Raw genomic sequence first — 21359 nt, 5'->3', positions numbered from 1 at the left:
TCTCCTCATCCTTGAGTGCGGGGGCACTCAGGCTAGTGGACCGACCTTCAGGATCCGCATAGTCACCCTGGGTGCCAGAAGACCTCACCGATACCGATGGCGGTACTGCCGCGCTGGCCCCGCGCGAGCGCAACAAGACGCTCACCTGCTTGGCCGGGGCCGGGGCCGAGCCGGTGGCCGGGGCGCAGCAGGCGGCGGTACAGCGGCTGCAGTTCTTCCTGACCGAGTCGGTGTGGAATCCCGAGCAGGTCAACGCGCGGCGGTTGGGGGGCTGCTGGCCGATCCGGCGACCGCGCCGCACGGCGGTACTGGCGATCGACGATTCCGGGGACCGCGAGGACGGCACCGCGACCGCCTACGCCGGGCATCAGTGGCTGGGCCGGTACGGCAAAACCGACAACGGCATCGTCACCGTCACCACGCTCTGGGCCGATGAGCGGATCTACTATCCGCCAGAGCCACCCGGCGGGCACCTCGCGCACCTCGCTCAGCCCCGACGAGGAGGCCCTGAACCTCCTGGAGGTGGCGGGCCTGCCACTGCTCAAGCGCGTCGCCCCCCTGGTCGCCGCCCTGGCGAGCCTCATCCTGATCGCCTGGCTGATCCGCCGCGCCCTGCGGCCCTAGTGGTACCCGGCCCTCGTGAACAGGAGAATTCCCGGGCCTGGTGGAATCGAAGCGATGGAGGCGGCCGGGTACCGGGTCGACCCGGTTGTGTGGCCGAGCGCCGCCGATTGCCAGCAGAAATGCAACCAGTGTCACGCGGGGTGCTATGACAGTCCGAAGAAGGCGGTGGGCTGACCTGCCCGAACCCGCCCGTACGGCGGTCCAGGAGCAGACCGGCCCGGTCGTCGACATCCGGTCGGCGGAAGTTGGTCTGACCTCCGGGCTCGCCGCACGCATCACCACCGAGGGGGCCGCCTTCTTCGTGAAGGCGGCCCCCGCCGCCTCACCCATCGCCGGACACCTGCTACGCGAACGCACCGCCAACCAGGCGCTGCCGTCTACCGTCCCCGCCCCCCAGTTCTTGTGGACGGCCGACGTCGCCGACTGGCACCTGCTCCTCTTCGAGCATGCCCCCGGCCACGAGGCGAACCTGGCCCCGAAGTCGCCAGACATACCCGCCGCGATGGACGCGGTCGCCGCCCTCGCCGTGCCATGCCCGTGGCCGGGGGCGCCGTCGGTGACGGCCAAGGCCACCGCCCTGCTGTTGGGGGCTGAGGCGTTCCTCGCGGACTCCCCCGGTCTCGGCGACTACGAGCCGCTCGTCAAAGCCCTCGACCTGAACGAGCTGGACGGGACGACACTGCTGCACGCGGACCTGCACGCGGGCAACCTGCTGGTCGACAACGACCGTTGCCGGGTCGTCGACTGGTCGATGGCCTGCCGGGGGCGCGGCCTGGGTCGACGTCGCCCTGTTGATCCCTCGGCTGATCGACGCCGGGCACACGCCCGCCGAAGCTGAGGGCGTCGCTGCCGGAGTACCCACGTGGAGGGAGGTGCCCGCAGACGCGGTGACCGCGCTGGCCGCCATCCGCGCCCTGTTCGCCGCCCGCATGGCTGAGGTCGGACCAGCGCATCTGCAGGCGAAACGGTTGCGGACCGCTGCGGCGTGCCTGGCGTGGGTGGAGTACCGCACCGGCTGACCGGAGCGACCCCTACATTGAACCTCGCGAAGCAGGTGAACGTCACCTGTGGGCGTCCATGAGGGACGTACGGCCGACTCGCCACGGCCCAGAAGACCGGTTGATCAACGTCCGTGGAGAGCCCTTCCCTGTTTTCTCACCCACCCGCCGCTCTTCCCTGCATATCCATACCGATTTCCTGTGTGGGGTTTCGGCGATCGTTCGGGGTGTGGTGGAGCTGCGGGCGGGTCAGCGCACCATCGACCAGGCGGGCGAGGTTCGCCAGGTCGCGGAGCAGCCGGTGATGCTCAGAGTCCTCCCAAGCCCTGACGGCCACTCTGATGTCGCCGGAGCCGCCGGTCGTGACGATGACATCTTGGCCGTTGACTCGCTTGGTGGCAGCGGTGTCGTCCAGGATGACCCAGCCGTACACGGTCACGACCTCCGAACGGTCGTGACCGGGGCAACGGCCTTCTCCGACCTGCCGGTGCGAAGGTCAGCGCCGTTACGGAAAGGTAGCGGGTGGCGTCCCTCCCGACAGCCATCACACGTCCAGAGCACCCGGCTGGCCATCCGTCGCGGGCATCAGCGCCCACACCGCCCGGTGTCCCCCGCCAAGCTCGCGGACTCCCCACTGCTTCGAGCACCGGCCCACCAGCCACAGGCCCCGCCCGCCGAAGCTCTCCGGGTCCGGTTCACGCGGTTCGGGGATCGTCTCGGAACCGGAGTCGATCACCTCGATGTGGATCAGTTTCTGTCCGGCGTCGCTCACGCGCAGCGTCAGAGTGCCGCCGGGGACACCCGAGGCGGTGTGCTTGATCGCGTTTCCGACCAGCTCGGTCACCACCAGCAGCACGTCGTCCACGGACGCGCATCCCGCAGCCGCCAGCACCGCGCCGACGCAGTGACGGGCCACCGGTACAGAGCGCTCCATTCCCGGCAGCGTGATCGTCCCCAGTGTCTCGGCCGTCATCGCGTCGCCGCCTCGTGGATATGCCGCACCGCGTCCTCGTCAAGCGCCGCGATCCACTGGCTACGGCCCCGCCCCCACATGAAGACCCACTTCTTGCCACGGGCCAGGGCGAGCACTCGCAACGCTCCCGACTCGCGCAGCACCGCCACGTACGGCTCTTCGGACGCCGGAAGCTCAATCCTCACCCCCATCCCGAGCCGACGCAGATCCCACGCCAGTCGCACGAGATGGAGGTACTGCTCTTGCGCAGACGAGATCGTCATCGATCCTGCCCTTCAGCCCGATCGGAAGATGGACCCGGCGATCCGTCACGGAACGTGCCCTGACAACTCCGCACGGTGCCCATAATGAGTCCCGCAAGCCCGTCTTGCAAGTGTGTTTCGCATACAGCAATATGCATATGCAGTTTGCTGGACGAGACGGCTTGCGCAAGGCTTCAGGGGGTCGCGTTATCGTGGAGAGCTGGGGTTCTCATGGCGAGTGAGCGAGAAGAGAGTCCGACCGTCAGGCGCAGGCGTCTCGCGGCGGAGCTGCGCCGACTCCGCAAGGAGTCCAATCTGACCACGGATCAGGTGGCCAAGGCCCTGGAGGTCTCCCAGTCGTCCATCAGCCGCATTGAGACCGCCCGGCAAGGCATCAAAATCAACGATCTGCGCGCCTTGCTCACCCTCTACCAGGTGCCGGAGGACAAGGCTACGGACCTTCTCACCCTTGCCCGGCAGGCTCGGCAGCAAGGTTGGTGGCAGGTCTTCGGTGACGTTGTTCCCGAGTCCTTCCAGGCGTTCGTCGGCCTCGAAACCGAGGCGCGGCAACGCCGCTCCTACGACATGTCGCTGATACCCGGTCTGCTCCAGACACCGGACTACCACCGCGCACTGGTGGACGCCGAACTCATCAACCGCACATCCGAGGAAGTCGATCGCAAGATCGAATTCAGGCTGGCCCGCCAGCGGCAGACGCTCGGCAACAACGACCTTGAGCTGTGCTTCATCGTGGACGAGGCAAGCCTTCACCGGCTTCCGGAAAACATCAAAACCGGCCAGCTACCGCACCTTATCGAGACATCCGAGCGCCCTAACGTGAACCTTCACGTCCTCCCGTTCGGCACCGGGATACATGCGGCCATGGACGGAAGCTTTGTGATCCTTGGATTCGGCGCGCCAGATCCCGATGTTGTGTACATAGAGACTCAACTATCCGGCCTGTACCTGGAACAACCCGCCGCAGTTCGCCGATATAACCTGGTGTACGAAGATTTGCGAGCAAAAACGCTGGACGCCCGCATGTCTCGTAACCTGCTGGCCAAGCTAGCGAAGGAAGTGTGAGCGTGATCGACAGCACCCCCGTGAGCGTCGAGGCCAAACTATCGGCGACTGTCTGGCGCAAGTCCAGCCGTAGCAACGCCAGTGGCGACTGCGTGGAGATCGCCCGCCTGAACAACAACCGAGTTGGCGTGCGCGACAGCAAGAACCCCAATGGTCCGGCCCTCGTGTTCGAGGCCACCGCGTTCGCCACTTTTCTGGAAGCCGTGAAAGCCGAACAGCTCTGAACAACGCCTTCGGCGAGGGCGCTCCACCCCTGGACGATTGAAGTCCTTGAACCCGTCGCGGATGCGGTCGTAGTCGTCGACGTACTCCTGCCAGGGCGTGGTGCTGCGTGGCGGGGTCACCCACGTCACCAACGGCCACATCTCCAACGTCGGCCCGCGCTGGTTCTTCCCCGCCGCCACTTCGGTCGTCTTCGATCTCGGCGACGAGGAGAGGGCATGCTGGACGAGGTCTACCACGGCACCTGGTTCAACGAGTATCGGCGCCTGGAGTCGATCAAGGCACATGCGGCCCTGGGGGTCGGCTGGTCCACGGCTGCCAATCCGTGCCCAACCAGTCCGGCGGGCCTGCATGCCGTACGGGGCCTCCGTGGGAACCTTCCGCGCGGAGCTGTCACGGTTCCGAAGCGACTGGATCTCCCGGGTTCGCGCCTGTCGTGAGACCGCCTGACACAGAGTCCGCGGTACGGCTCGCCTCGTATGAGCCGTACCGCGGAACTGATCTCCGTTCCGGCCATCCGGCCGATCATCCAGGCACTGTGCCACCGCCGACCCGACCCTCACCCTGGCGGCTCCGTACCCGCCTCGCCTGTGGCGTCGCCACGGCCGAGGTCACGACGAGGCGCGGTGTCGTGCGCGCGGCCGGTTCAGCGTAGGCAGTCCTCCCTACCACCCAGTACGCACCCCTCGGGGATGACAGGCTCGTCATCGGTCCAGCCGAGCCGCCTGATCACCGTGGACATGTCCGGGGTGTTCCCCTGACCTGGCGTCGAGACGGGCGTCATGTACTGGACCGCCAGCAGGTCACCCGTCTCCCTGTCGATGACGATCTGCTGCTCCGGCTCACCGTTCGCCCCTCCGCGCAGGATGGCCACCCCCGTCCGCCCCTCGCCGTCCCGGAACTCGTCCGCGATCCGGGCGCCGGAAAGCCCGGCGAGCATGTGATAGGCGGCCGCCCGGGTTCCCGAGGTGATCGGAGCCTCCAACAGCAGGCGTTCACTCAACTCCCACAGCCAGTCGTCCTGGTCGGGGGCCTTCGCCTGGCCCGGCGATCCCGCCGGGACGTCCTTCATGGCCTCCCGTTCGGCCGGCCAGTACGACAGCAGCTTCTCCTTCAGCCTCCCCGGATCACGCGGCAGGTCCTGGAGCTCCCTCACACTCAACGTCATGGTCCCCTGCTCGAAACCCTCTTCGTACCCGCCCGTATATCGGGTCCTCCCCTTGGGAACCATGTCGTTCTCGCAGTCGGTGTCCGATCCGCAGAGCCGGGGCGAGCCCGCCTTCTCCCACTCCGCCCTGTCGGCGGCTGTGAAGGGGCGGGTATCGAGCCCGGTGAGCTCCATGACCTTGTCCCGGCCGAGCCCGTTCCACCGGACGTCCCCGGTACGGTCCTCGACGACGAACTCGTGCCCCCCGACACTGATCCGCTCCCAGACGATCCGTTCCATCTCCCCGCGCCAGTATCGGCCGTCGACCACCTCCTGCCGCTGGGCCAGTCGTCCGGCGGCGGCGTCGAGCACCTCCCTCGCACTCGTCTGGGTCACCGTGGCGGCCGGGCCGCCTCCCAGCCGGGGAACGACCACGACGGTGCCGATCACGGCCACGGTCGCGGCCGACGTGATCAGGATCCCGGTCCACGCGGAGATCCGGCGGCGTCGCCCGCCGTTCAGGACCCTGGCCCTGACCTGGGCCGTCTTCGCCGGACCGGAGGCCGGAACGTCCGGCATCACGTCGTCGACGAACTGGAACTCGTTCATTCAGACCTCCACTCCCAGCGACTTGTGCAACTTGGTCCTGGCCCGGCTGAGCCGGGAGGCGACGGTGCCGTTGGCGACCTTGAGCGCCTCGGCGACCTCGTCATAGGTCAGCCCGCCGTAGGCGACGAGCAGCACCACGTCCCGCTCGCCTTTCGACAACCCCGCCAGCGCCTCGGAAAGCCGGGCGACCGTCACCCCCGCCGCGACCCGGTCGACGACCCGCTCGTCATGGCCTTCGTCGTCGGGCGGCGGACCCGTCCTGGCCAGTGCCCGGTAACGGCGCAACTCGCTCCGGCGGTGGCGGCCGATCAGGTTGGTGGCTATGCCGTACAGCCAGGGGCGGACACCGCCCCGGGCGGCGTCGAACCTGCCGCGCTGCCGGAAGGCGATCAGGAAGGTCTCGGCGGCGAGGTCCTCGGCGATGTCGAGGTCGAGCCGCCGCCCGATGTAGCGGCGTATCTCCTCGTAGTAGGCGTCGAAAACGGTGCCGAACCGCTCTGGATCGGCCACCGAGGCCGCGTCGGAAACAGTGGTCATGCAAGGAGCTCCCTTGCCGGAGGGACAAGACACCCTTTCTTGCCCGCCGGTCACCCACCCTTCCGTGTTTTCGTACCGGTTTCCGGTGTGGGGTTTCGGCGATCGTTCGGGGTGTGTTGGAGCTGCAGGCGGGTCAGCGCACCATCGACCAGGCGGGCGAGGTTCGCCAGGTCGCGGAGCAGCCGATGACGCTCGGACTTCTCCCAATCCCTGATCGCCACTCTGATGTCGCCGGAGCCGCCGACCGTGATGATGACGTCCTGGCCGTTGACTCTCTTGGGGGCGGTGTCGTCCAGGATGACCCCTGACGGCCCCACGCTCGTCTTTGCCCGCAGCCGCTTGGTCGAACTTCGTCGCGGCTCTGGAAACCGGCGCATAGATCCTCAGCAGGGTTGGCCCTGCTTCGCGGCGTGATGACTTTCCCTGACGAAGGACAGGTGAGCGTGACCGACAGCACCCAGGGCCCTCCGCATTCTCGAATCGAGAAATGGTCCGGGGAGGTCGCGGAGTGATCGCGGAGGATGTGTCGGCGGGCTGACATGCAACGAGGTCCCGTAGAACGGGTGACTGTCCAGCTCAAATCGTTCAGCGGAGCCTCGTTGTCCGTGCCCCGCCGATCGCCCTCGATCTCACGATGTGAGAATTCGCTCAGCCCTGCCGCTGAACTGCTCCGTCTGGCGGAGATTGCCGTCTGGTCATCCGGCTTGAGATTGACATCCGGTATGGCGTGCCACCCGGGTCACTCGGGTGGCACCGGCTTCCACGGTCCGCGCGGGTTGTACGGTCGCTCTTTCCCAGTGCTAATTCAATTGTGTCGTCCATGTTTTCTGATCGACAGTTCCCCGGCGACGTCCTTACGAGCTTCTTTCAAAGCGTCTGCATTACGAGTGTCCCCCCTCTTTTCCGCGGCTCGGATCGCGTCGTCCAAAAATCCATCTTGGATTTTAAGCTCCTGCGTCCGGGCTGTATTCACATCAACTTGATGCTCCACATTTCCTTCTGCCGCTTTCTGCACTTTTGGGGAAGGTGGATTGGCAGGACTGGACCCACGCCGACCTAGCCAGCTCATCTCCGCTTTTATGCCACCGCGGGGTGCGGGCCCTTCCATGGATGGGCCACGCCTGACCGGGACGCGGCCCCCCGCCCCGGCGTAACTCGGCGTCGGGCCGCCGGGACGCCTCATATTGCGGAGCATGTTCTCAAGTGGGGCGATGATCTTCTGCTTAATGGCGCGGGTAAGCACGCTGCCCGTGCCCTCGCGCACCTCATCGAGGATCTTTCCTGTTCTCTGGCGACCGTAAAGGAGCTGGGCAGTCGCTCTGACAGGTGCGCTGGGGTCGGGTCTCGTGAATTCCATGAGCGCCCGATAGGTGAAGTACACGGCGGTGGCACCCGCGAGTGCCTCGGCGCTTTTGACTATCCCGGACAGGCCATTGAGTGCGGTGGGCATAGCACCGGCCACGGCGTTGGCCTGGGCAAGGTGTCCTCCGCTGTTTCCGGTCTGCTGCCAGTGGCCGGCCAGGGCGGTGCCAGACTCGCCCCGATATACCTGCTGGGTCTGTCGCATGGTGGTTTCGGCGTCCTCGGCGGCTTTACCGGTGTCGGCGGCCACGGTCCGTAGCAGGTCGGCCTGCTCATCCATCCCAGCGGTGTCAGGGAAGATGCTCGCGGGGATGCCGATCGCCTGCATCGCCTGAACGGCTTGCGGTGACAGCGTCATATCGATGCCTGGCCGAGCATGTTCTGGAAGTCGTCCCGGAGGACGGCCTCCACCTCGTCTAGGCCTGTGGCGACCGTATGCATGTCGTCGCCGGTCCGGTTGACCGTCTGGCCGAGGCCGTCGAGCACTTCTTGCAGATAGTGGCCGCTCAGGCCGAGGGCGGCGGCGCATTCGGCGATGAGTCCGACATCTCCCCAGGAGACGCCGCCGATCTCGCGCTGTCTGAGTCGTTGCATCGCTGTGACGTAGTCTTCGCTGTGGACGCTCATCCGGTGGGGGGCATGGGTGCCTACCCAGGTCTGGTCGATCTCGAGTCCGCCGCTCATGCGAGCAGACTTTAGCCGGATTGCTGTCGCCATGGCGATCTTTGGGCAGTTGGTGACATCTGTCCCGACAGCGGTTTTACCATGGTGCCCAGTGTCTGGCTGCGTTGCTGGAGTTGAAAGATGGCGATGACATCAGGATCCGACGGTGGTGAGCATCTGCGTGCCTACTTGGAGCGGGCTCAGAAAGCGGTGCGTGGGCTCCAGGAGATCCAAGCGAGGATCGATGCGGTCACCGGGCAGGGCGTCGGTGCCGACGGCTTGGTCAGGGCCACCTGCGAGGGGCGCGGCGGCATTTCGGAGGTCTGGTTCGATCCTCGGGCGATGCGACAAGACCATGTAGCCCTTGGCAAGACTGTAACGGCGGTGTTGCAGGCCGCCCAGCAGGATGCGGAGCGTCAGACCCTGGCGATAACAGGCGAAGCCCTTGACGGTGTGGAGGCCTTGCCGGAACCGCCAGATGAGCATGTCGTCCGGGAGCAGATCGAACAGGTGGCTCGCGAGATTTTGGGGGCGTGACCGTTGCGCGATGCACGCATGGATGCCGATGGCATCTGGGAGGAAGACTTCGATCAGGCCGGTCGGCGAGCCGGGCGAATGCTGGAGTCGATCGAGATGATGCAAGCTGACCTGGAGAAGATCACCGGCCTCGGCGAGGCGGCTTCCGGACAGGTCAAGGTCACGGTCGCCGCGGACGGGAAGGTGCTGGAGGTCGTCTTCGGCCCCAGGATTTCGCGTTTGAGCAGCTGGACACTGGCCGAGCACGTACTGCTGGCGGCCCATGACGCCCAGCATGACGCCGAGCGCAAAACCCAGGATCTGATGCGGGAGGCGCTGGACGGCTTCGATCCCGCCACGGCCAAGACACGACTCGACCGTCTGCTGCGTCTCCAGTGGTGATGACGACCGCGTCCTGCCCGAGTACGGAAGCCCCGCGACGCGAGCCGGAACACCATTCCGTCCGCCCTGTCTCTCACCCGAAACCGGCCCGGCGATCACCTGGCCGGCCGAAACAGGATCCGTGTACAGCGTCCCGATCGGGCTACGCCCGCAGGTAGCTCATCGGCTCCTGGTCGTTAATGGATATCTGTGGAAACGTGACCCGGTCGCCGACTGGCTGGGTAGCGCACCGGCGGCCTGGATCGACGACGATTTCACAGCGGCGGATCGCAGATGGGTCAGCCCGCCGTAGGCGACGAGCAGCACCACGTCCCGCTCGCCTTTCGACAACCCCGCCAGCGCCTCGGAAAGCCGGGCGACCGTCACCCCCGCCGCGACCCGGTCGACGACCCGCTCGTCATGGCCTTCGTCGTCGGGCGGCGGACCCGTCCTGGCCAGTGCCCGGTAACGGCGCAACTCGCTCCGGCGGTGGCGGCCGATCAGGTTGGTGGCTATGCCGTACAGCCAGGGACGGACACCGCCCCGAGCGGCGTCGAACCTGCCGCGCTGCCGGAAGGCGATCAGGAAGGTCTCGGCGGCGAGGTCCTCGGCGATGTCACGGAGTACCGCTAGGAGCCTGTTCCGTGCTGGATCCGGCCGCGCCAGGCCTTGCCGGTGATCATGCCGGTGATCATGCCGGAATCCTGCATCTCCTTGAGGCGCTCGATCCTGCCACTGATTTCCACGACGCCGAGGCCCGATGCTCGCATGTGGCGAGCCTCGTCCTCAAGGTCGAGCTTGCGCAGATCGGCGAGCACTCCGGGGTCGAATGGCCTCTCCATCCGACTCGTCACGAATGGAGATCTGATGGCGCTCTCGTAGGAGGTAGGGCTGCTGAGCGCGTGGTCGATGAGTTTGAGCGCCCCGTCGGCGTCGGTCAGGAAGTTACCGCTCGACCGGTCAAGGTTGCCCAAGGCGTAGTCGAAGGCCGCGGCCCGCTGCCGTTCGGTCTCGGTCCACGTCCACTTCCAGCCGCCCCGGGCGTTCTCCAGGTACGCCTGCACCGAGCCGACGCCCCTGGGGCCCTCCCCCACCGCCGTCGGCGGCACGAGGTCCCATCCGAGCCGCTCACTGAACCGGTACGCCTCAAGTTCTCTGAACGGCATCCCCGACGCGGGGACGCTGACCCGATGACTGAATCTCTGGAGCGGCTTGTAGACCGAGCCCGCGCCATCGGACGATCTGATCAGGAAGACCTCGGAGTGCCCTCCGCTCAGCGGGGAAAGGTGCTCCTCGCGCGCTGCCCGGAGTCTGGTCAGCACCGCCCTCTCCGAGCGGCTGACGTGTCCGGCGTTGGTGTACACCCTGGCCGCGGCCCTTTCCGCCGACCGGGCGCCGAGGAGACGACTCAGGGCGTGGCCGACGGCGCGGATTATGCCTTCCCCGAAGATCTTCACGAAATCGCGGTAGAAGACCCCCACGAAGCGCTGAGTCGCCACCCTCAGCGCCGCTATCAGGCTTCGTGCCTGGAGCGCCGCGACTCCCGCGTTCAGCGCGGCCACCACCACGAGCTTGACCAGGATGCCGAGCACGATGGCCGCCACCGTGAGAAGGAACAGCTTCAGAGCGCGGAAGAGGTCAGCGGCCCCGTCGTGTGCGTCGGCGAGGATGTTGAGGTTCCCGCTGAGTTCGGAAAGGTGTCCCGAGCCGTCGCCGGGGTCGTGATAATCCGCCCAGAAGTCAGCGAACGCGTCGACGTCCGCGCCGAGGTTGTTCGCCTTCACCCACTGGGCGCCCTGATGTGCCAGCGGCGTGACACCGCCGGTGATCTCTGCCGCGCAGGCACGGTAGGCGACGGCACACTCGTGCAGTCCGTCCTCGTCCTCGGTCGGCCACGGCACCCCCAGCATGGCCAACGGGGTCTCCGGCTCGGGCGGGAGCATGATCGGCACTGGGCTAGCCGTTCTCCGGTTCCCGGCCGAGAGCTCGCATGGCGTCTGTGATCACGAGCCGCGTGTCGGCGTGGTGATCCGCCGTCGTCAGGAGCGCCTCACAGGTCGTGTCGAGGTTGTGGCGAACGTGGTGACACGCCTGACCGAGCCGCTCGTTCACCTCGTCCATGGCCAGGCCGATGACACCGATTCCCCACGGTGAGCGCCCGCCACCGGCGATCGCGGCCAGCAGGGCGTCGGTGTGCTGACCAAACGAATCAGCCGCCTCCTTCAGAGCCTTCGCGGCCGTGATGTATGAGCCCTCGTCGACACCAAGCACCCGTTCCATTTTCGGCACGGTATCAACCCGAACCCGCCCACAAGATCACCGAAGTTGAACATTGGCCGACATCCTGAAGATCTGCCGGTGTCACTTCTTGGCGGTGCGTCCACCGCATCGCTCACGCGGTCCCCGCCCGAGACCGGCACGCGGGGCGGCCACCTGCGTTACCGTCCGGTGCGTCGACCCACCGCACGGGGCCAGGAATGACGACGTCCGGCACGACGATGGCAACGTGGGGAAGAAGCGGCCGGCGACCGGCGGATGACGAACTGTCGCGTGGTTCCCGTTCTTCGGAACGGCCGGCCGGTGACGGGCGTGCTTCGAGTTGGCATCCCTGTGGTCATGGCATCTGTCCGGCCGGAATTAACCGATCGCCTTTGGCCCGGTCGCGCTGCTGGCGCGATCGGATCGACCGCTACAATTGTTCGCGTGTAGGTTGCGTTTCACCCGTCCACCCGTGGCCGATCGGTTCAGGAACCGGAAGCGAGGGTAGGTTGAACGAGGCTCGCCCACAGCGCCACCTGATCACCCCCCGCGCGGATCCCGCCGCAGGCGGCCGGTACATCCACGGTGATGTGGGCTTGGAGATGGACATCGGCCCCGGGCTCGCCTCCGGCGATCGTGAGACGCAGTTCGGCGCCCTGCGCGTGGCGACAAGGAGTTTCCAGCCGCTGCGGCTTTGGCGAGCTTCGGAGAACCCGGTGGTGCCCGAGGACCGTGAGACCTACCAGCTCCTGGTGCCCCTGGCGGGGACGATGAACGCCGTGTGGGACGACAGGCAGGCGACCTCGAGCGTCGGCAGTCTGGTCGTGCACGATATGTCGCGGCTGATGACGTGCGAGTTCCGGACGCGAGATCGCGGCACCGACTTCCGGACGGCGCTCGTCACGGTCCCGAGATCCCTGCTCCCCCTGCCCTGCCGACACATCGATCGGATACTCGGCAACCGTATTGCGGCCTGCGAGGGAGTGGGCGCCCTGCTCGCGGGCTTCGTCACCAACCTTGCCGGCACGCCGGAGGCGTATCGGCCCTCCGATGGTCCACGCCTGGGCATGGTGCTCCTAGACCTGATCTCCGCGTTGTTCGCCCGGACGATCGATGACTCCTTCAAGGTGCCGTCCCATCGGGAGGCACTGACGCTGCGCATCAAGGCGTTCATCCAGCAGCACCTGAACGAGCCGGGCCTCACTCCCCGCGCGCTCGCCGTCGAGCACCACATCTCCACGAGCTACCTGCACCGGCTCTTCCAGGAGCAGGACACGACGGTCTCGAGTTACGTCCGGGCCGAGCGTCTCAACCGCGCCCGCCGCGACCTGGCCGATCCCGCGCTGCGCGATGTTTCCATTCACAGCATCGCCGCCAAGTGGGGTTTCTCCCAGGCCGCCGACTTCAGCCGTGCGTTCCGCAACGCGTTCGGCTTTCCGCCCCGGGAGTTCCGGCGCGAGGCGCTGCGCACCGCCCCGGAGATCGGCGGTTGATCGGCTAAAGCCGGAAGGGCCGCACGACCTACTTGTTCGGGAAATGGCCACGGGCCCTGGCCACGCGCCGATCAGGCTGTGCCACTCGGAGTTCCCCCCGTCCTCGCTGCACATCGGCGAGAACGGGGGACGCGTGCTCGATCTCGCCCGCGCGTTCAACGGTCCCGGCCTGCTCGATCTCACGTCCCGGCCCGGCACCACAGACCCAGCGGATCCCTCACGAGTGCGCGATCTGATCGAGTCCCACGTCGCCATCGGCGGTCGCTCCGACGCGTTGGCCCGTCGTGGTGGTCTGACCGCTGAGGCATGGGCACTGGGCCGGCACCGTGTATGGATCGTGGAGTGGTTCCTGGACCAGGCTGCGCACTGAATCACCGACGCCACCACCGACCCAATCTACCTGCGTGTTGTCCGCCGTCACCTGGAGGAGGCCGTGCGCCTGCCGGCACCCTGACCGTCACCCCCTCATGTGGTCCGAGGCTGACCCATGCGCACTGATCGTCCGATAGAACGCCTGAGGTGTCGGTTCGGGTTCAGCCGCCCGCGGCACTTTGGACACGTGCCGTCCGCGACACGAGCGGGCGACGGCCGGATTCCCTGCCTTCGCCAAAGCCCTGCCGTCACGAGCTGAATTCCGCTTCTTCGGCAGGAATGATGTAGCGCACGTGCTCCCTCTCCAGCCATTCCGCGTTCAGTTCATGGCCGATGACGCGGCCGACCAGGATCAGATTGGTATTGATCATTTCCTCGATGGGGAAGTCCCCGTCCTCGACGTCGTCCACGTCGGGAATGTACAGTCCATCGGCATAGCGCTGCAGAATTTCAGGGATGTAGCGCATGTTCTGGGAGGCGATCACGGCTCCCTGGGCCGCATATGCGATGCGGTGGGCTCCATTGATGTGCCAGCCCACGCTGATCGCCCGGCCGTTGTTTTCGGAAAGCGCCGAGAGGGCTCTGCCGGAAACGACTCCCATATGCTGGATCTGCATGGTCAGCACCCAATCTCCGTGTCGGCCGATGAGGATGACCTCCGCCTGATCGCCCGGAGGGGCGTCGCCGAATCCGCGTCCGATTCCTTTGAGGGTGCAGACGGTCGCGGTGGCCGGGTCGGCACCTAGGCGTTCGGCGACCTCTGCCACATCGAGACCTTCCGTCCATACGGCTGAGAACCCATCGTAAAGCGTGGGCCAGTAGCCCTCTAGAAGATCATAGAGAGAGGTCGAGCTGTTCATTGTTTTCCTTTGGGTAAAAAAGAGCGGTCCGCCCCGGAAAGTTGCGACGGGGCGGACCGGGACTTTCAGTTGACGATTATCCAGAATGGGTCATTGTTGAAGAACCGATAATGCGCATAGAACAACTGGAGATGGTTGCCCGCATTGGTGTTTTGCTGCTCATTCACCGGAAGGATGGAGAAATGCCAGGTCGGAGAGTTTGCGAAAGTGCCCTTATAGCCCTGCGCCGCCGCCTCCCTGGTGCTGTTGAAGGGGAATTCGTCGCACTCTTTACCCACCTTCTCCGCCGCCGTGAAGTCCTTGCCGCAGACCTTGTCCTTCATGTTCTTGGTTCTTCTTCGGATACTGGATTTTCCATCCATGGTCCGGACATCCTTGTCCACGAAGTGGAGTGCCTGCACCGATCCGCCCGTCCCTGCCGTCCATGAGCCGGGAATCACCTTCCCGGTGATCGGCTTGCGGGGATTGCTGAAATCATTTTTCGGGAAGGTGTTCTGTGGGTATCTCCATGCGTTCGCGATATGGTTGGCGACCCCGCTCTTCGGCTTGGGATCCGCGCCGTCGACCTTCTTCATTTTATAGATGCGGCTGACCCGGTTGAGGATACAGGCCCCGTAGTAGAACGAGTAGCTGATCGACAGGTCGCAGCGGACGGACGGCCCACGGTCGTTTTTGACACTCGTCGCGTCCTTGGGCCTGTCCCATAGCGGAACATAGGAGAGCTCGGGGCGTGAGGGTGACGCGCCGAACGGTATGTTCAGTTCGAGCCAGGGTCGAATGTTGCAGGTGCTGAGCTTGTGAGGGTTGCCACTCGTCCTGCTCGCAGTCGATCTGTAGACGAAATGGTCCTCGTGGTTGTCGTCACCGAGCTCCTCCCAATAGGGGATCGGCCTTTTAATTCTGAATACTCGCTCTCCGTGCTGGTCCTCAGCGTCCACGTTACCGTAGATGACATCACAGTCACCCGAATGAGGAACTTTGAGAGTTATGCTTGTATCGCTGCAGGGGTCGAGCAGGCTACCGCAGTCCACATTGTTGACGCGGGTCCAGACCGCCAGGTCGTTCGGGTGGCGTTTCACTCCTGTGCTGTCCGGTGTCACGCCATCCGGCGTGTCGGAATTATCAGGCTTCCGCTTCCCAAGGTAAGAATGAGCCACAATCGTGGCCGAGAAGGATACGGCTTTGAGTTCTTTTTCCAGAGGAACATTGCTCTTGAGTTCTTTTGCCAAAGGGCTGTCGTCGTAGCTGATAGCCCACCACTGGAAGTAGTGATTACGACTGGCGCAGAACACATACGGGCCCCAGACGTCGTCGTACGTGCGGGCGCCTTTATCGCGTTCGTCCTCACATTCTTTCACCTTGAGGTGATTGTATGGGAACGACGTCGGATCCGCAGCGGCCGATGCCGCCTTCCCGGAATCCTTGGAACCCGGATTTCGGGCGGTCTCCTGCGGCTTCCCGACCTCTAGGTTCGGGGAAAGAAGTTGCCCATTCCCGTCGCCGTACAGACCGTCGATGTCCGCGGCGGTGAGACCGTGCTGGTAGACCTGAACGTCGTCAAGGCCCCCTCGCATGGCGGTGCCGAGTGTCATGGCGCCGCCGGCGTTCCAGGCGGGAGACTCGATCACCCGGCTTCCGATGGAATCACCGTTCAGGTAGAGCGTCGCGGTGCTCGCCGTGGCGTCGTACGTCCCCGCCAGGTGGAACCATTCGTCGACGGGGGGTTCGACGCCGGAGAGCACGCCCTGGCTGGTGGCGTTGGCAGCGTCGGCGTTGGTGAGGGTGAGCACCAGGCCCTGGTCGGGGTCGTTGCCGAGGCGGAAGGGCGTGGTGTGGGTTCCCTTCTGCTCGATGACGGTGTAGTCGCCGTCCTTGTCGCTCCACCGCAGCCAGGCCGCCACAGTGAAACTCTCATTGGTGCGGATCACCGGTCCGGCGGTCTGCGCCAGCGGTTCTTCACCCGGCTGGATGACGTCGACCTTGACCTCTTGCCATTCCGACCAGGCCGAGGACGACTCTCCGGCGACCGCACGGGCGCGCCAGCGCACCTTCCAGCCGTCGGTCAGTTTCCCGTCGGGAACAGCGATACTCGCCTGGCTGCCGGAGGCGGCGCTGTCCACGGCACCGGCCCAGATCTGCCCGGCGCCCTGGCCATCAGGCGCGGCCGGGTCGTGTTCGAGCTCGAACTCGGCTCGCAGCGCCTGCCCACTCGGGTGGGTGACGGTGGCGTTAAGGGTTGGAATGATCGTGCGAGTCGTGGTCGTGCCGTCCACTACCGCCGATGGGGTGACCGTGAGGTTCTCCACCGTGGGTTTGGGCACGTCGACGGTGACCTGCTGCCAGTCCGACCAGGCGGAGGAGGCGGTGGCCGAGGTCGCGCGGGCACGCCAGCGCACCTTCCAACCGTCGGACAGCTTCCCGGCCGGTACGGCGATGGTGGCCTGGGCGCCGGAGGCCACCGCGGTCGAGGCGCCGGCCCAGATCTGGCCAGTGCCCTGCCCGGTGGCGGACGGGTCGTGCTCGACCTCGAACTCGCCGGTCAGGGTGCCGCCGGCGGGGTCGCTCACCTGCGCGAGCAGGCTGGGAGTGAGGGTGGAGGTGACGATTTTGCCGTCCACCGGTGTCGAGGGACTGATCTGCAGCGTGCTCACGGCCGGGTTGGAAACCGGGTCGGGCAGGTCCACGGACAGATCCTGCCAGGCCGACCAGGGAGAGCCGACGGAGGTGGCGGGGTTGACCGCTCGCGTCCGCCAGCGGGTCTTCCACCCGTCGGTCAGTCTGCCGGCCGGTACGGCGGCGGTGGCCTGGGCGCCGGAGGCCACCGCGGTCGAGGCGCCGGCCCAGATCTGGCCGGTGCCCTGCCCGGTGGCGGACGGGTCATGCTCGACCTCGAACTCGGCCCGGACCGGCTGGCCGGCGGGGTCGGTGACCGTGGTGAGCAGGTTCGGGGTGAGGCTGGTGGTGACGGTCTTGCCGTCTACCAGGGTGGAGGGGGTGACCTGGAGCTGGCCGACCGTGGGGTTGGGCACGTCGACGGTGACCTGCTGCCAGTTCGACCAGGCGGAGGAGGCGGTGGCCGAGGTCGCGCGGGCACGCCAGCGCACCTTCCAACCGTCGGACAGCTTCCCGGCCGGTACGGCGATGGTGGCCTGGGCGCCGGAGGCCACCGCGGTCGAGGCGCCGGCCCAGATCTGGCCAGTGCCCTGCCCGGTGGCGGACGGGTCATGCTCGACCTCGAACTCGCCGGTCAGACTGCCGACGATGGTGTCGGAGACGGTGACGGCCAGTTGCGGGGTGAGCGAGGTGACCGTCGTGGTGCCGCCGGCGTTCTGGGCCGGGGTGACGGTCAGGCCGCTGACGGAGGGAGCCGAGGCCGGGCCAGTGGTGGTGACGGTCAGCGTCGGCGGGCTGTTGAACTCGAAGGCCTCCTCGGAGGAGGGGAAGATCCGGTAGTTGTTGACGTTGGTCTCGGTCGGCGACTGCAGCACCAGTCCGTGGTTGGCCGCGCCGCCCGCCCAGTCCTGGGCGATGGCGGTGACCGGCCACTGCAGCGGCGCCGCGCCACCGGCGCAAGCCGTGTCGTGGCCCGCCCGGTTGGTCTGGGCGTCCTCGGTGGTGGAGGTGGGCTGGTTGGCCCAGTACAGGTTGTTCTCATCCCACGCCGAGGTCAGGCGCCGCACCTGAATGCCCGCTCCGGCCGTGGTTCCGCAGGCTTGGGCGCTGATGTTCAGCAGCGACAGTCTGGCGTCGGTCACCGTGGTACCGGTCAGCGCGGCGGTGTCGAAGCGCAGGTTCACCCGGAACTTCTGGTTACCGGACTGGGTGCCGGCCAGCAGATAATCGCCGGTCGGGTCGGCAGGCTCGTCGGCGTCGTTGGTGGACGAGACCTCCACGTCGTGGTTGAACGGCAAGGTGGTCGTCGGATCCACCCGCACCGGATACTTCGTGGCCGGGTCGGACAGGAACGCGTGGTCGGGCTTGAGCACCAGCTCGGTGCGGCCGTTCTTGGTGACCACGTCGGTGACGATGTCGGCCCGCTTGGCCTGGTGCGGGTGGCCCTCGGGGGCGGTGTCCCACATCACCGGTCGCGGCGCCGACGCCACCAGCTTCTTACCCTTGCCACTGGTGAGCAGCAATTGCCCGCTCTTGCCCTCGGCCAGGGTCAGCCCACCGGTCAGCACCCCGATCCGGAACTCCAGCGGGTCGGCAGGCCGCTCGCGCAGCACCACGTCATGCCGGAACCCTGTCGGCAGTACCGTCACCACCAAATCCGCTCCGGTCCCCGCCGCGTTTTCGTATGTCGCCGTGTTCTTACTCACCTGCGGCTTGGGCAGGGAGGTCGGCCACTGCAGCGCATAGGACTGCCCATCCGCGGCCGTCATCGTCACGAACGCGCCCATGCCGCCGGCGGAGATCTCGACCGCACTGCCCGAGGCGAGGGCCTTGGGCTTCAGCACTCCGTTCTGTTCCGCCAGCGAGGTGTCGATCGGCACCCACGCACCGTCCCGCCGAGTCCGCACCGGCCCCGCGGCGATCTCGGTCTGGTAGGCCCCGTCCGGCAACGCGTAGGTGATGCTCGTTTCGGAGGTCTCATCGACGACCTCGACGGCCTTGCCCTGGCTCGCCGCCTTCTCCGTGGCGACGAGCCGCGCCTGAGCCGGCGCGTTCGAGATCGCGCTGCCGTTCTTACCGGGAATCCATGCGGCCGTATCGTTCAGCGCCGCTTCATGCCCCTGGCCCGACGAGTCAGCGGCCGTACGGCCGTTCCCCTCGTCGAACTGCCAGTGGGCCGCTGCAGGCAGGCCGATGGTGAACGACCACGTGTGGGTCGTCATGGTGTTGCCTTCATTGTCGTAGGCGTCACTGATCTCGACCGAGTACGTGACACCTTCGGCGAGGGCCGCGTTCGGAACGAACACCAGTTCCGTGCTTCCATCGGCGATGGAGGTGGCTCCTTCGACCGGATTCCCGTCGCCGTCCTTGACGGACACCACCGGTTCCCATACCGGTTCGCTGAAGAGAGCCTTGATCTGCGTGTCGGTCGCGACTCCCGTCGTGCCGGGCGAGGGCACCGTGGAGGTCACGGCCGGTGGTGTCTTGTCGGCCCCTTCCTCTTCGAGCCACTCCTCATCACCGGGTTGCTGTACGAGTTGCTCATCTCCGATCTCATAGGGAACGTTCTGCTTCTCCATGAGGGCGGCGACTTCCTCAAGGCTCATCTCACCGGTCTCCGGAGCTTCGCCCTCCTGCTGGACCCCGCTCTCGGCAATGGCCTCGGCGTAGCTCGGACTCACCGTGCGCTTGGGACCGCCTTCGGAGAAGTAGGTCATCACTATCTCGACAGGCGTGAAGTCGACGGTGAGCACGGGACCGTGGTTGGCCTCACCTTCCCCGGCGGACGGGTCCCACTCCTTCGCCGAATACCGGCGCCAGTTGGTGATGTCGGACTCGTTACCGGCGGAGAGCTGGAAGCCGTAGTTCGGCTCGCCGTCGGCCCAAGCCTGGACGATGTCGTCGACCGAGTGGATCAGGTCGTGCTCGTAGTCCATGTAGCCGCGGCCGCAGTCAGGGCTGTAGGCGGCGTGCTCGGTATCCGCGCCCGCGCTGGTGGCCAGCGGCTGGTTGCTCCACGTCAGGGTGGAGACATCCCACCGCTGGGTGATCTGCCGAGCGGTGATGCCGGATCCGACGAACTCGCCGCAGTCACTGGACAGGTAGTTCCACAAGACGAGGTCGGCGTTGTCGACCGTCCCGCCGAGAAGCAGAGAGTCTTCGGGGATCTCATCAAAGCGGATGTAGCTGCGCCAGCGCACCGATCCACTGTTGGACTTGCCCACCAGGAGGTTTGCCAGGCTGCTGTTGACAAAGCCGTTCTGACGGTCGTTGCTGTTGAGAAAGGTGTCGTTACCCACGGCGGGCTGCCACCAGTCGGAGTCAACGGCCATCAGGGTCACCGGGTAGGTCACCGCGGTGTCGGCCAGGAAGGCCGTCTCCGGAGTGAACACCAGCGTGGAGCCGTCCTGCTCCACCTTGACGGCGGCGTTGCCGACCTTGCCGGCGTCGACCGGCTTGGCCGGGTCGTTCGCCACGGCGTCCACCAGCGGCATCGGCGGAAGATCGACGATTTTCTTCTTGCCGTCCTCAGCCAGCAGGGTGGGCTGCCCGGAGCCGTTCTCGCCGAAGGACATCCCCTTGGGCAGGTCCACCGGCAGGCGGAAGGTCAGCGGGCCGGTGGGCCGCTCACGGATGATGATCTGCTGCCGAAAACCGGTCGCGGTCGCGGTGACCACCAGGTCTACGTCTTCGCCGTAAGCGGACTCGTAGATGGCGGCGTTCCCGGCGAGCTTCGGCTTGGGCAGCTTGCTCGAAGCGGCGATCTCCGCGGTGCCTTGCGCGCTCTTGCTCTTCAACAAGGCGGTGTCATCGCCCACCGACAGGGTCAGCTCGCCCTTGACCGCTTTGGGTTTGATGACCCCGTCTTCCTCAACGAGGGTGGTGTCGATCGGCGTGAAGCCGTTTCCCTTGGCTTTTTTGACCCGGATGGGCTGCGCGTGCAGTTCCATGCGCAGAGTTTTGCCGTCAGGATTGGCGAAGACCGTCGTGGTCTCGGTCTGCCGAGAGGGGATCTCCACCCGCTTTCCGGTCTTGCCGGCCTTTTCCTTGGCGGCTTTTACCGCCTTGTCCACAACCGGTGTGCCACCCTTTGGCGCGGGTGCCGGCTGCGTCTGCGCTGGTGTCGGCGTCGGTTCCTGCTGCGCCCATGATGGGACCGCGGCCAAGCCGACGACCATGACCACCGCTAGTCCTACCGCGGCGGCGTTCGCCAATCGGCGTCTACCTCGTTTACGACGAGGTAAGAGAGGCGAGGTTTCTCTTGCCCCTGCGGTTGATGTCACTAATTACTCCTACAGGCATGCGTATGGCCCGCACCTCGGCGCGGACCATACGAACAAATGTTCGACTCGCGAGAAGTTATCAGATGAAACTTACTCAAAGCAATGGAAACGATCAAGAGATA

23 protein-coding genes and 1 pseudogene are annotated in these 21359 nt (G+C 66.1%); 11 read left to right on the top strand and 13 right to left on the bottom strand.

Going from position 1 to position 21359, the window contains the following annotated elements; genetic code table 11:
- Positions 1–71 precede the first annotated feature (71 nt).
- From OG587_RS47155 to OG587_RS13305, 4 genes and pseudogenes are all read left to right on the top strand, one after another.
- A pseudogene (locus tag OG587_RS47155) lies at positions 72–395 on the top strand (transposase); the annotation flags it as partial.
- Positions 396–432: 37 nt separating this feature from the next.
- Entirely contained in the window at positions 433–624 is a 192-nt protein-coding gene (locus OG587_RS13315; protein ID WP_329090154.1) for a hypothetical protein, read from the top strand.
- Positions 625–769: 145 nt separating this feature from the next.
- On the top strand, positions 770–1462 hold the full coding sequence (locus OG587_RS13310; RefSeq protein ID WP_329090153.1) for a phosphotransferase: 693 nt from the start codon (positions 770–772) through the stop codon (positions 1460–1462).
- 34 nt (positions 1463–1496) lie between these two features.
- Positions 1497–1643 carry a hypothetical protein gene (locus tag OG587_RS13305; RefSeq protein ID WP_329090150.1) on the top strand — a complete coding sequence of 49 codons (147 nt, stop codon included), beginning with the start codon at positions 1497–1499 and terminating at the stop codon, positions 1641–1643.
- A 136-nt stretch (positions 1644–1779) separates the two neighbouring features.
- On the opposite strand, the gene OG587_RS13300 is transcribed toward OG587_RS13305, so the two are convergent.
- The 3 genes from OG587_RS13300 to OG587_RS13290 all read right to left on the bottom strand — a co-directional run bounded on the left by OG587_RS13300 (position 1780) and on the right by OG587_RS13290 (position 2858).
- Positions 1780–2061, bottom strand: coding sequence for a hypothetical protein (locus OG587_RS13300; RefSeq protein ID WP_329090148.1), 282 nt, complete (start codon positions 2059–2061; stop codon positions 1780–1782).
- 105 nt (positions 2062–2166) lie between these two features.
- A complete protein-coding gene (locus OG587_RS13295) occupies positions 2167–2595 on the bottom strand; it encodes an ATP-binding protein (protein WP_329090146.1) in 429 nt (142 codons plus the stop codon).
- Positions 2592–2858, bottom strand: coding sequence for a hypothetical protein (locus tag OG587_RS13290; RefSeq protein ID WP_329090143.1), 267 nt, complete (start codon positions 2856–2858; stop codon positions 2592–2594). Before OG587_RS13290 ends, OG587_RS13295 begins: the two co-directional genes overlap by 4 nt.
- Positions 2859–3068: 210 nt before the next feature.
- Here OG587_RS13290 and OG587_RS13285 point away from each other — a divergent pair, with 210 nt between their 5' ends.
- From OG587_RS13285 to OG587_RS13275, 3 genes are all read left to right on the top strand, one after another.
- A complete protein-coding gene (locus tag OG587_RS13285) occupies positions 3069–3920 on the top strand; it encodes a helix-turn-helix domain-containing protein (RefSeq protein ID WP_329090141.1) in 852 nt (283 codons plus the stop codon).
- Positions 3921–3922: 2 nt separating this feature from the next.
- On the top strand, positions 3923–4144 hold the full coding sequence (locus OG587_RS13280) for a DUF397 domain-containing protein (protein WP_329090139.1): 222 nt from the start codon (positions 3923–3925) through the stop codon (positions 4142–4144).
- 216 nt (positions 4145–4360) lie between these two features.
- The gene (locus OG587_RS13275; protein ID WP_329090138.1) at positions 4361–4582 is read left to right on the top strand and encodes a hypothetical protein; all 222 of its coding nucleotides are present in this window, start codon (positions 4361–4363) and stop codon (positions 4580–4582) included.
- A 206-nt stretch (positions 4583–4788) separates the two neighbouring features.
- Here the strand turns inward: OG587_RS13275 and OG587_RS13270 are convergent, their stop codons facing one another.
- From OG587_RS13270 to OG587_RS13250, 5 genes are all read right to left on the bottom strand, one after another.
- Positions 4789–5898, bottom strand: coding sequence for a CU044_5270 family protein (locus OG587_RS13270; protein ID WP_329090136.1), 1110 nt, complete (start codon positions 5896–5898; stop codon positions 4789–4791).
- Positions 5899–6435 carry an RNA polymerase sigma factor gene (locus OG587_RS13265; protein ID WP_329090134.1) on the bottom strand — a complete coding sequence of 179 codons (537 nt, stop codon included), beginning with the start codon at positions 6433–6435 and terminating at the stop codon, positions 5899–5901.
- 50 nt (positions 6436–6485) lie between these two features.
- Positions 6486–6812: a hypothetical protein gene (locus tag OG587_RS13260; RefSeq protein WP_329090132.1), complete on the bottom strand. Its 327-nt coding sequence runs from the start codon at positions 6810–6812 to the stop codon at positions 6486–6488.
- Between the two features lie 428 nt (positions 6813–7240).
- Positions 7241–8155 carry a hypothetical protein gene (locus tag OG587_RS13255; protein WP_329090131.1) on the bottom strand — a complete coding sequence of 305 codons (915 nt, stop codon included), beginning with the start codon at positions 8153–8155 and terminating at the stop codon, positions 7241–7243.
- Complete coding sequence (locus OG587_RS13250) at positions 8152–8481, bottom strand: hypothetical protein (RefSeq protein ID WP_329090129.1); 330 nt, start codon at positions 8479–8481, stop codon at positions 8152–8154. The genes OG587_RS13255 and OG587_RS13250 overlap by 4 nt, the downstream gene beginning before the upstream one ends.
- Before the next feature lie 120 nt (positions 8482–8601).
- Between OG587_RS13250 and OG587_RS47150 the strand changes: the two genes are divergently transcribed.
- Both OG587_RS47150 and OG587_RS13240 read left to right on the top strand, forming a co-directional pair.
- A complete protein-coding gene (locus OG587_RS47150; protein WP_329425988.1) occupies positions 8602–8997 on the top strand; it encodes a YbaB/EbfC family nucleoid-associated protein in 396 nt (131 codons plus the stop codon).
- 96 nt (positions 8998–9093) lie between these two features.
- Positions 9094–9378 (top strand): YbaB/EbfC family nucleoid-associated protein, encoded by a 285-nt coding sequence (locus OG587_RS13240; RefSeq protein ID WP_329090126.1) that lies wholly within the window; start codon positions 9094–9096, stop codon positions 9376–9378.
- A gap of 159 nt (positions 9379–9537) precedes the next feature.
- Here OG587_RS13240 and OG587_RS13235 read toward each other — a convergent pair whose 3' ends face one another.
- The 3 genes from OG587_RS13235 to OG587_RS13225 are packed head-to-tail and all read right to left on the bottom strand — an operon-like array spanning position 9538 to position 11637.
- Positions 9538–9939, bottom strand: a complete 402-nt coding sequence (locus tag OG587_RS13235) for an RNA polymerase sigma factor (RefSeq protein ID WP_329093838.1) — start codon at positions 9937–9939, stop codon at positions 9538–9540.
- A gap of 47 nt (positions 9940–9986) precedes the next feature.
- Complete coding sequence (locus OG587_RS13230) at positions 9987–11300, bottom strand: hypothetical protein (protein WP_329090124.1); 1314 nt, start codon at positions 11298–11300, stop codon at positions 9987–9989.
- Positions 11301–11313: 13 nt separating this feature from the next.
- Complete coding sequence (locus OG587_RS13225) at positions 11314–11637, bottom strand: hypothetical protein (protein WP_329090123.1); 324 nt, start codon at positions 11635–11637, stop codon at positions 11314–11316.
- A 488-nt stretch (positions 11638–12125) separates the two neighbouring features.
- Here OG587_RS13225 and OG587_RS13220 point away from each other — a divergent pair, with 488 nt between their 5' ends.
- On the top strand, positions 12126–13109 hold the full coding sequence (locus OG587_RS13220; protein WP_329090121.1) for a helix-turn-helix domain-containing protein: 984 nt from the start codon (positions 12126–12128) through the stop codon (positions 13107–13109).
- Between the two features lie 43 nt (positions 13110–13152).
- The gene (locus OG587_RS13215) at positions 13153–13479 is read left to right on the top strand and encodes a hypothetical protein (RefSeq protein ID WP_329090120.1); all 327 of its coding nucleotides are present in this window, start codon (positions 13153–13155) and stop codon (positions 13477–13479) included.
- Between the two features lie 250 nt (positions 13480–13729).
- On the opposite strand, the gene OG587_RS13210 is transcribed toward OG587_RS13215, so the two are convergent.
- Both OG587_RS13210 and OG587_RS13205 read right to left on the bottom strand, forming a co-directional pair.
- On the bottom strand, positions 13730–14341 hold the full coding sequence (locus OG587_RS13210) for a hypothetical protein (protein ID WP_329090118.1): 612 nt from the start codon (positions 14339–14341) through the stop codon (positions 13730–13732).
- 65 nt (positions 14342–14406) lie between these two features.
- A complete protein-coding gene (locus tag OG587_RS13205; RefSeq protein ID WP_329093836.1) occupies positions 14407–21132 on the bottom strand; it encodes a DNRLRE domain-containing protein in 6726 nt (2241 codons plus the stop codon).
- Between the last annotated feature and the right edge of the window lie 227 nt (positions 21133–21359).

This window comes from Streptosporangium sp. NBC_01469 (assembly GCF_036227305.1).
Lineage (GTDB): Bacteria > Actinomycetota > Actinomycetes > Streptosporangiales > Streptosporangiaceae > Streptosporangium.
Note: the sequence above shows the minus strand (reverse complement) of the source record. Positions and strands in the feature narration are given on the sequence as shown.

Bases quoted from the DNA above. Each gene is read 5' to 3' on its own strand.
- OG587_RS13230 (WP_329090124.1), bottom strand. From the start codon at position 11,300: ATGCTCCCGCCCGAGCCGGAGACCCCGTTGGCCATGCTGGGGGTGCCG.
- OG587_RS13260 (WP_329090132.1), bottom strand. From the start codon at position 6,812: ATGCGCCGGTTTCCAGAGCCGCGACGAAGTTCGACCAAGCGGCTGCGG.
- OG587_RS13215 (WP_329090120.1), top strand. From the start codon at position 13,153: ATGGCCACGGGCCCTGGCCACGCGCCGATCAGGCTGTGCCACTCGGAG.
- OG587_RS13315 (WP_329090154.1), top strand. From the start codon at position 433: ATGAGCGGATCTACTATCCGCCAGAGCCACCCGGCGGGCACCTCGCGC.
- OG587_RS13270 (WP_329090136.1), bottom strand. From the start codon at position 5,898: ATGAACGAGTTCCAGTTCGTCGACGACGTGATGCCGGACGTTCCGGCC.
- OG587_RS47150 (WP_329425988.1), top strand. From the start codon at position 8,602: ATGGCGATGACATCAGGATCCGACGGTGGTGAGCATCTGCGTGCCTAC.
- OG587_RS13265 (WP_329090134.1), bottom strand. From the start codon at position 6,435: ATGACCACTGTTTCCGACGCGGCCTCGGTGGCCGATCCAGAGCGGTTC.
- OG587_RS13225 (WP_329090123.1), bottom strand. From the start codon at position 11,637: ATGGAACGGGTGCTTGGTGTCGACGAGGGCTCATACATCACGGCCGCG.
- OG587_RS13255 (WP_329090131.1), bottom strand. From the start codon at position 8,155: ATGACGCTGTCACCGCAAGCCGTTCAGGCGATGCAGGCGATCGGCATC.
- OG587_RS13285 (WP_329090141.1), top strand. From the start codon at position 3,069: ATGGCGAGTGAGCGAGAAGAGAGTCCGACCGTCAGGCGCAGGCGTCTC.
- OG587_RS13210 (WP_329090118.1), bottom strand. From the start codon at position 14,341: ATGAACAGCTCGACCTCTCTCTATGATCTTCTAGAGGGCTACTGGCCC.
- OG587_RS13250 (WP_329090129.1), bottom strand. From the start codon at position 8,481: ATGAGCGGCGGACTCGAGATCGACCAGACCTGGGTAGGCACCCATGCC.
- OG587_RS13310 (WP_329090153.1), top strand. From the start codon at position 770: ATGACAGTCCGAAGAAGGCGGTGGGCTGACCTGCCCGAACCCGCCCGT.
- OG587_RS13290 (WP_329090143.1), bottom strand. From the start codon at position 2,858: ATGACGATCTCGTCTGCGCAAGAGCAGTACCTCCATCTCGTGCGACTG.
- OG587_RS13275 (WP_329090138.1), top strand. From the start codon at position 4,361: ATGCTGGACGAGGTCTACCACGGCACCTGGTTCAACGAGTATCGGCGC.
- OG587_RS13240 (WP_329090126.1), top strand. From the start codon at position 9,094: ATGATGCAAGCTGACCTGGAGAAGATCACCGGCCTCGGCGAGGCGGCT.
- OG587_RS13295 (WP_329090146.1), bottom strand. From the start codon at position 2,595: ATGACGGCCGAGACACTGGGGACGATCACGCTGCCGGGAATGGAGCGC.
- OG587_RS13205 (WP_329093836.1), bottom strand. From the start codon at position 21,132: ATGGTCGTCGGCTTGGCCGCGGTCCCATCATGGGCGCAGCAGGAACCG.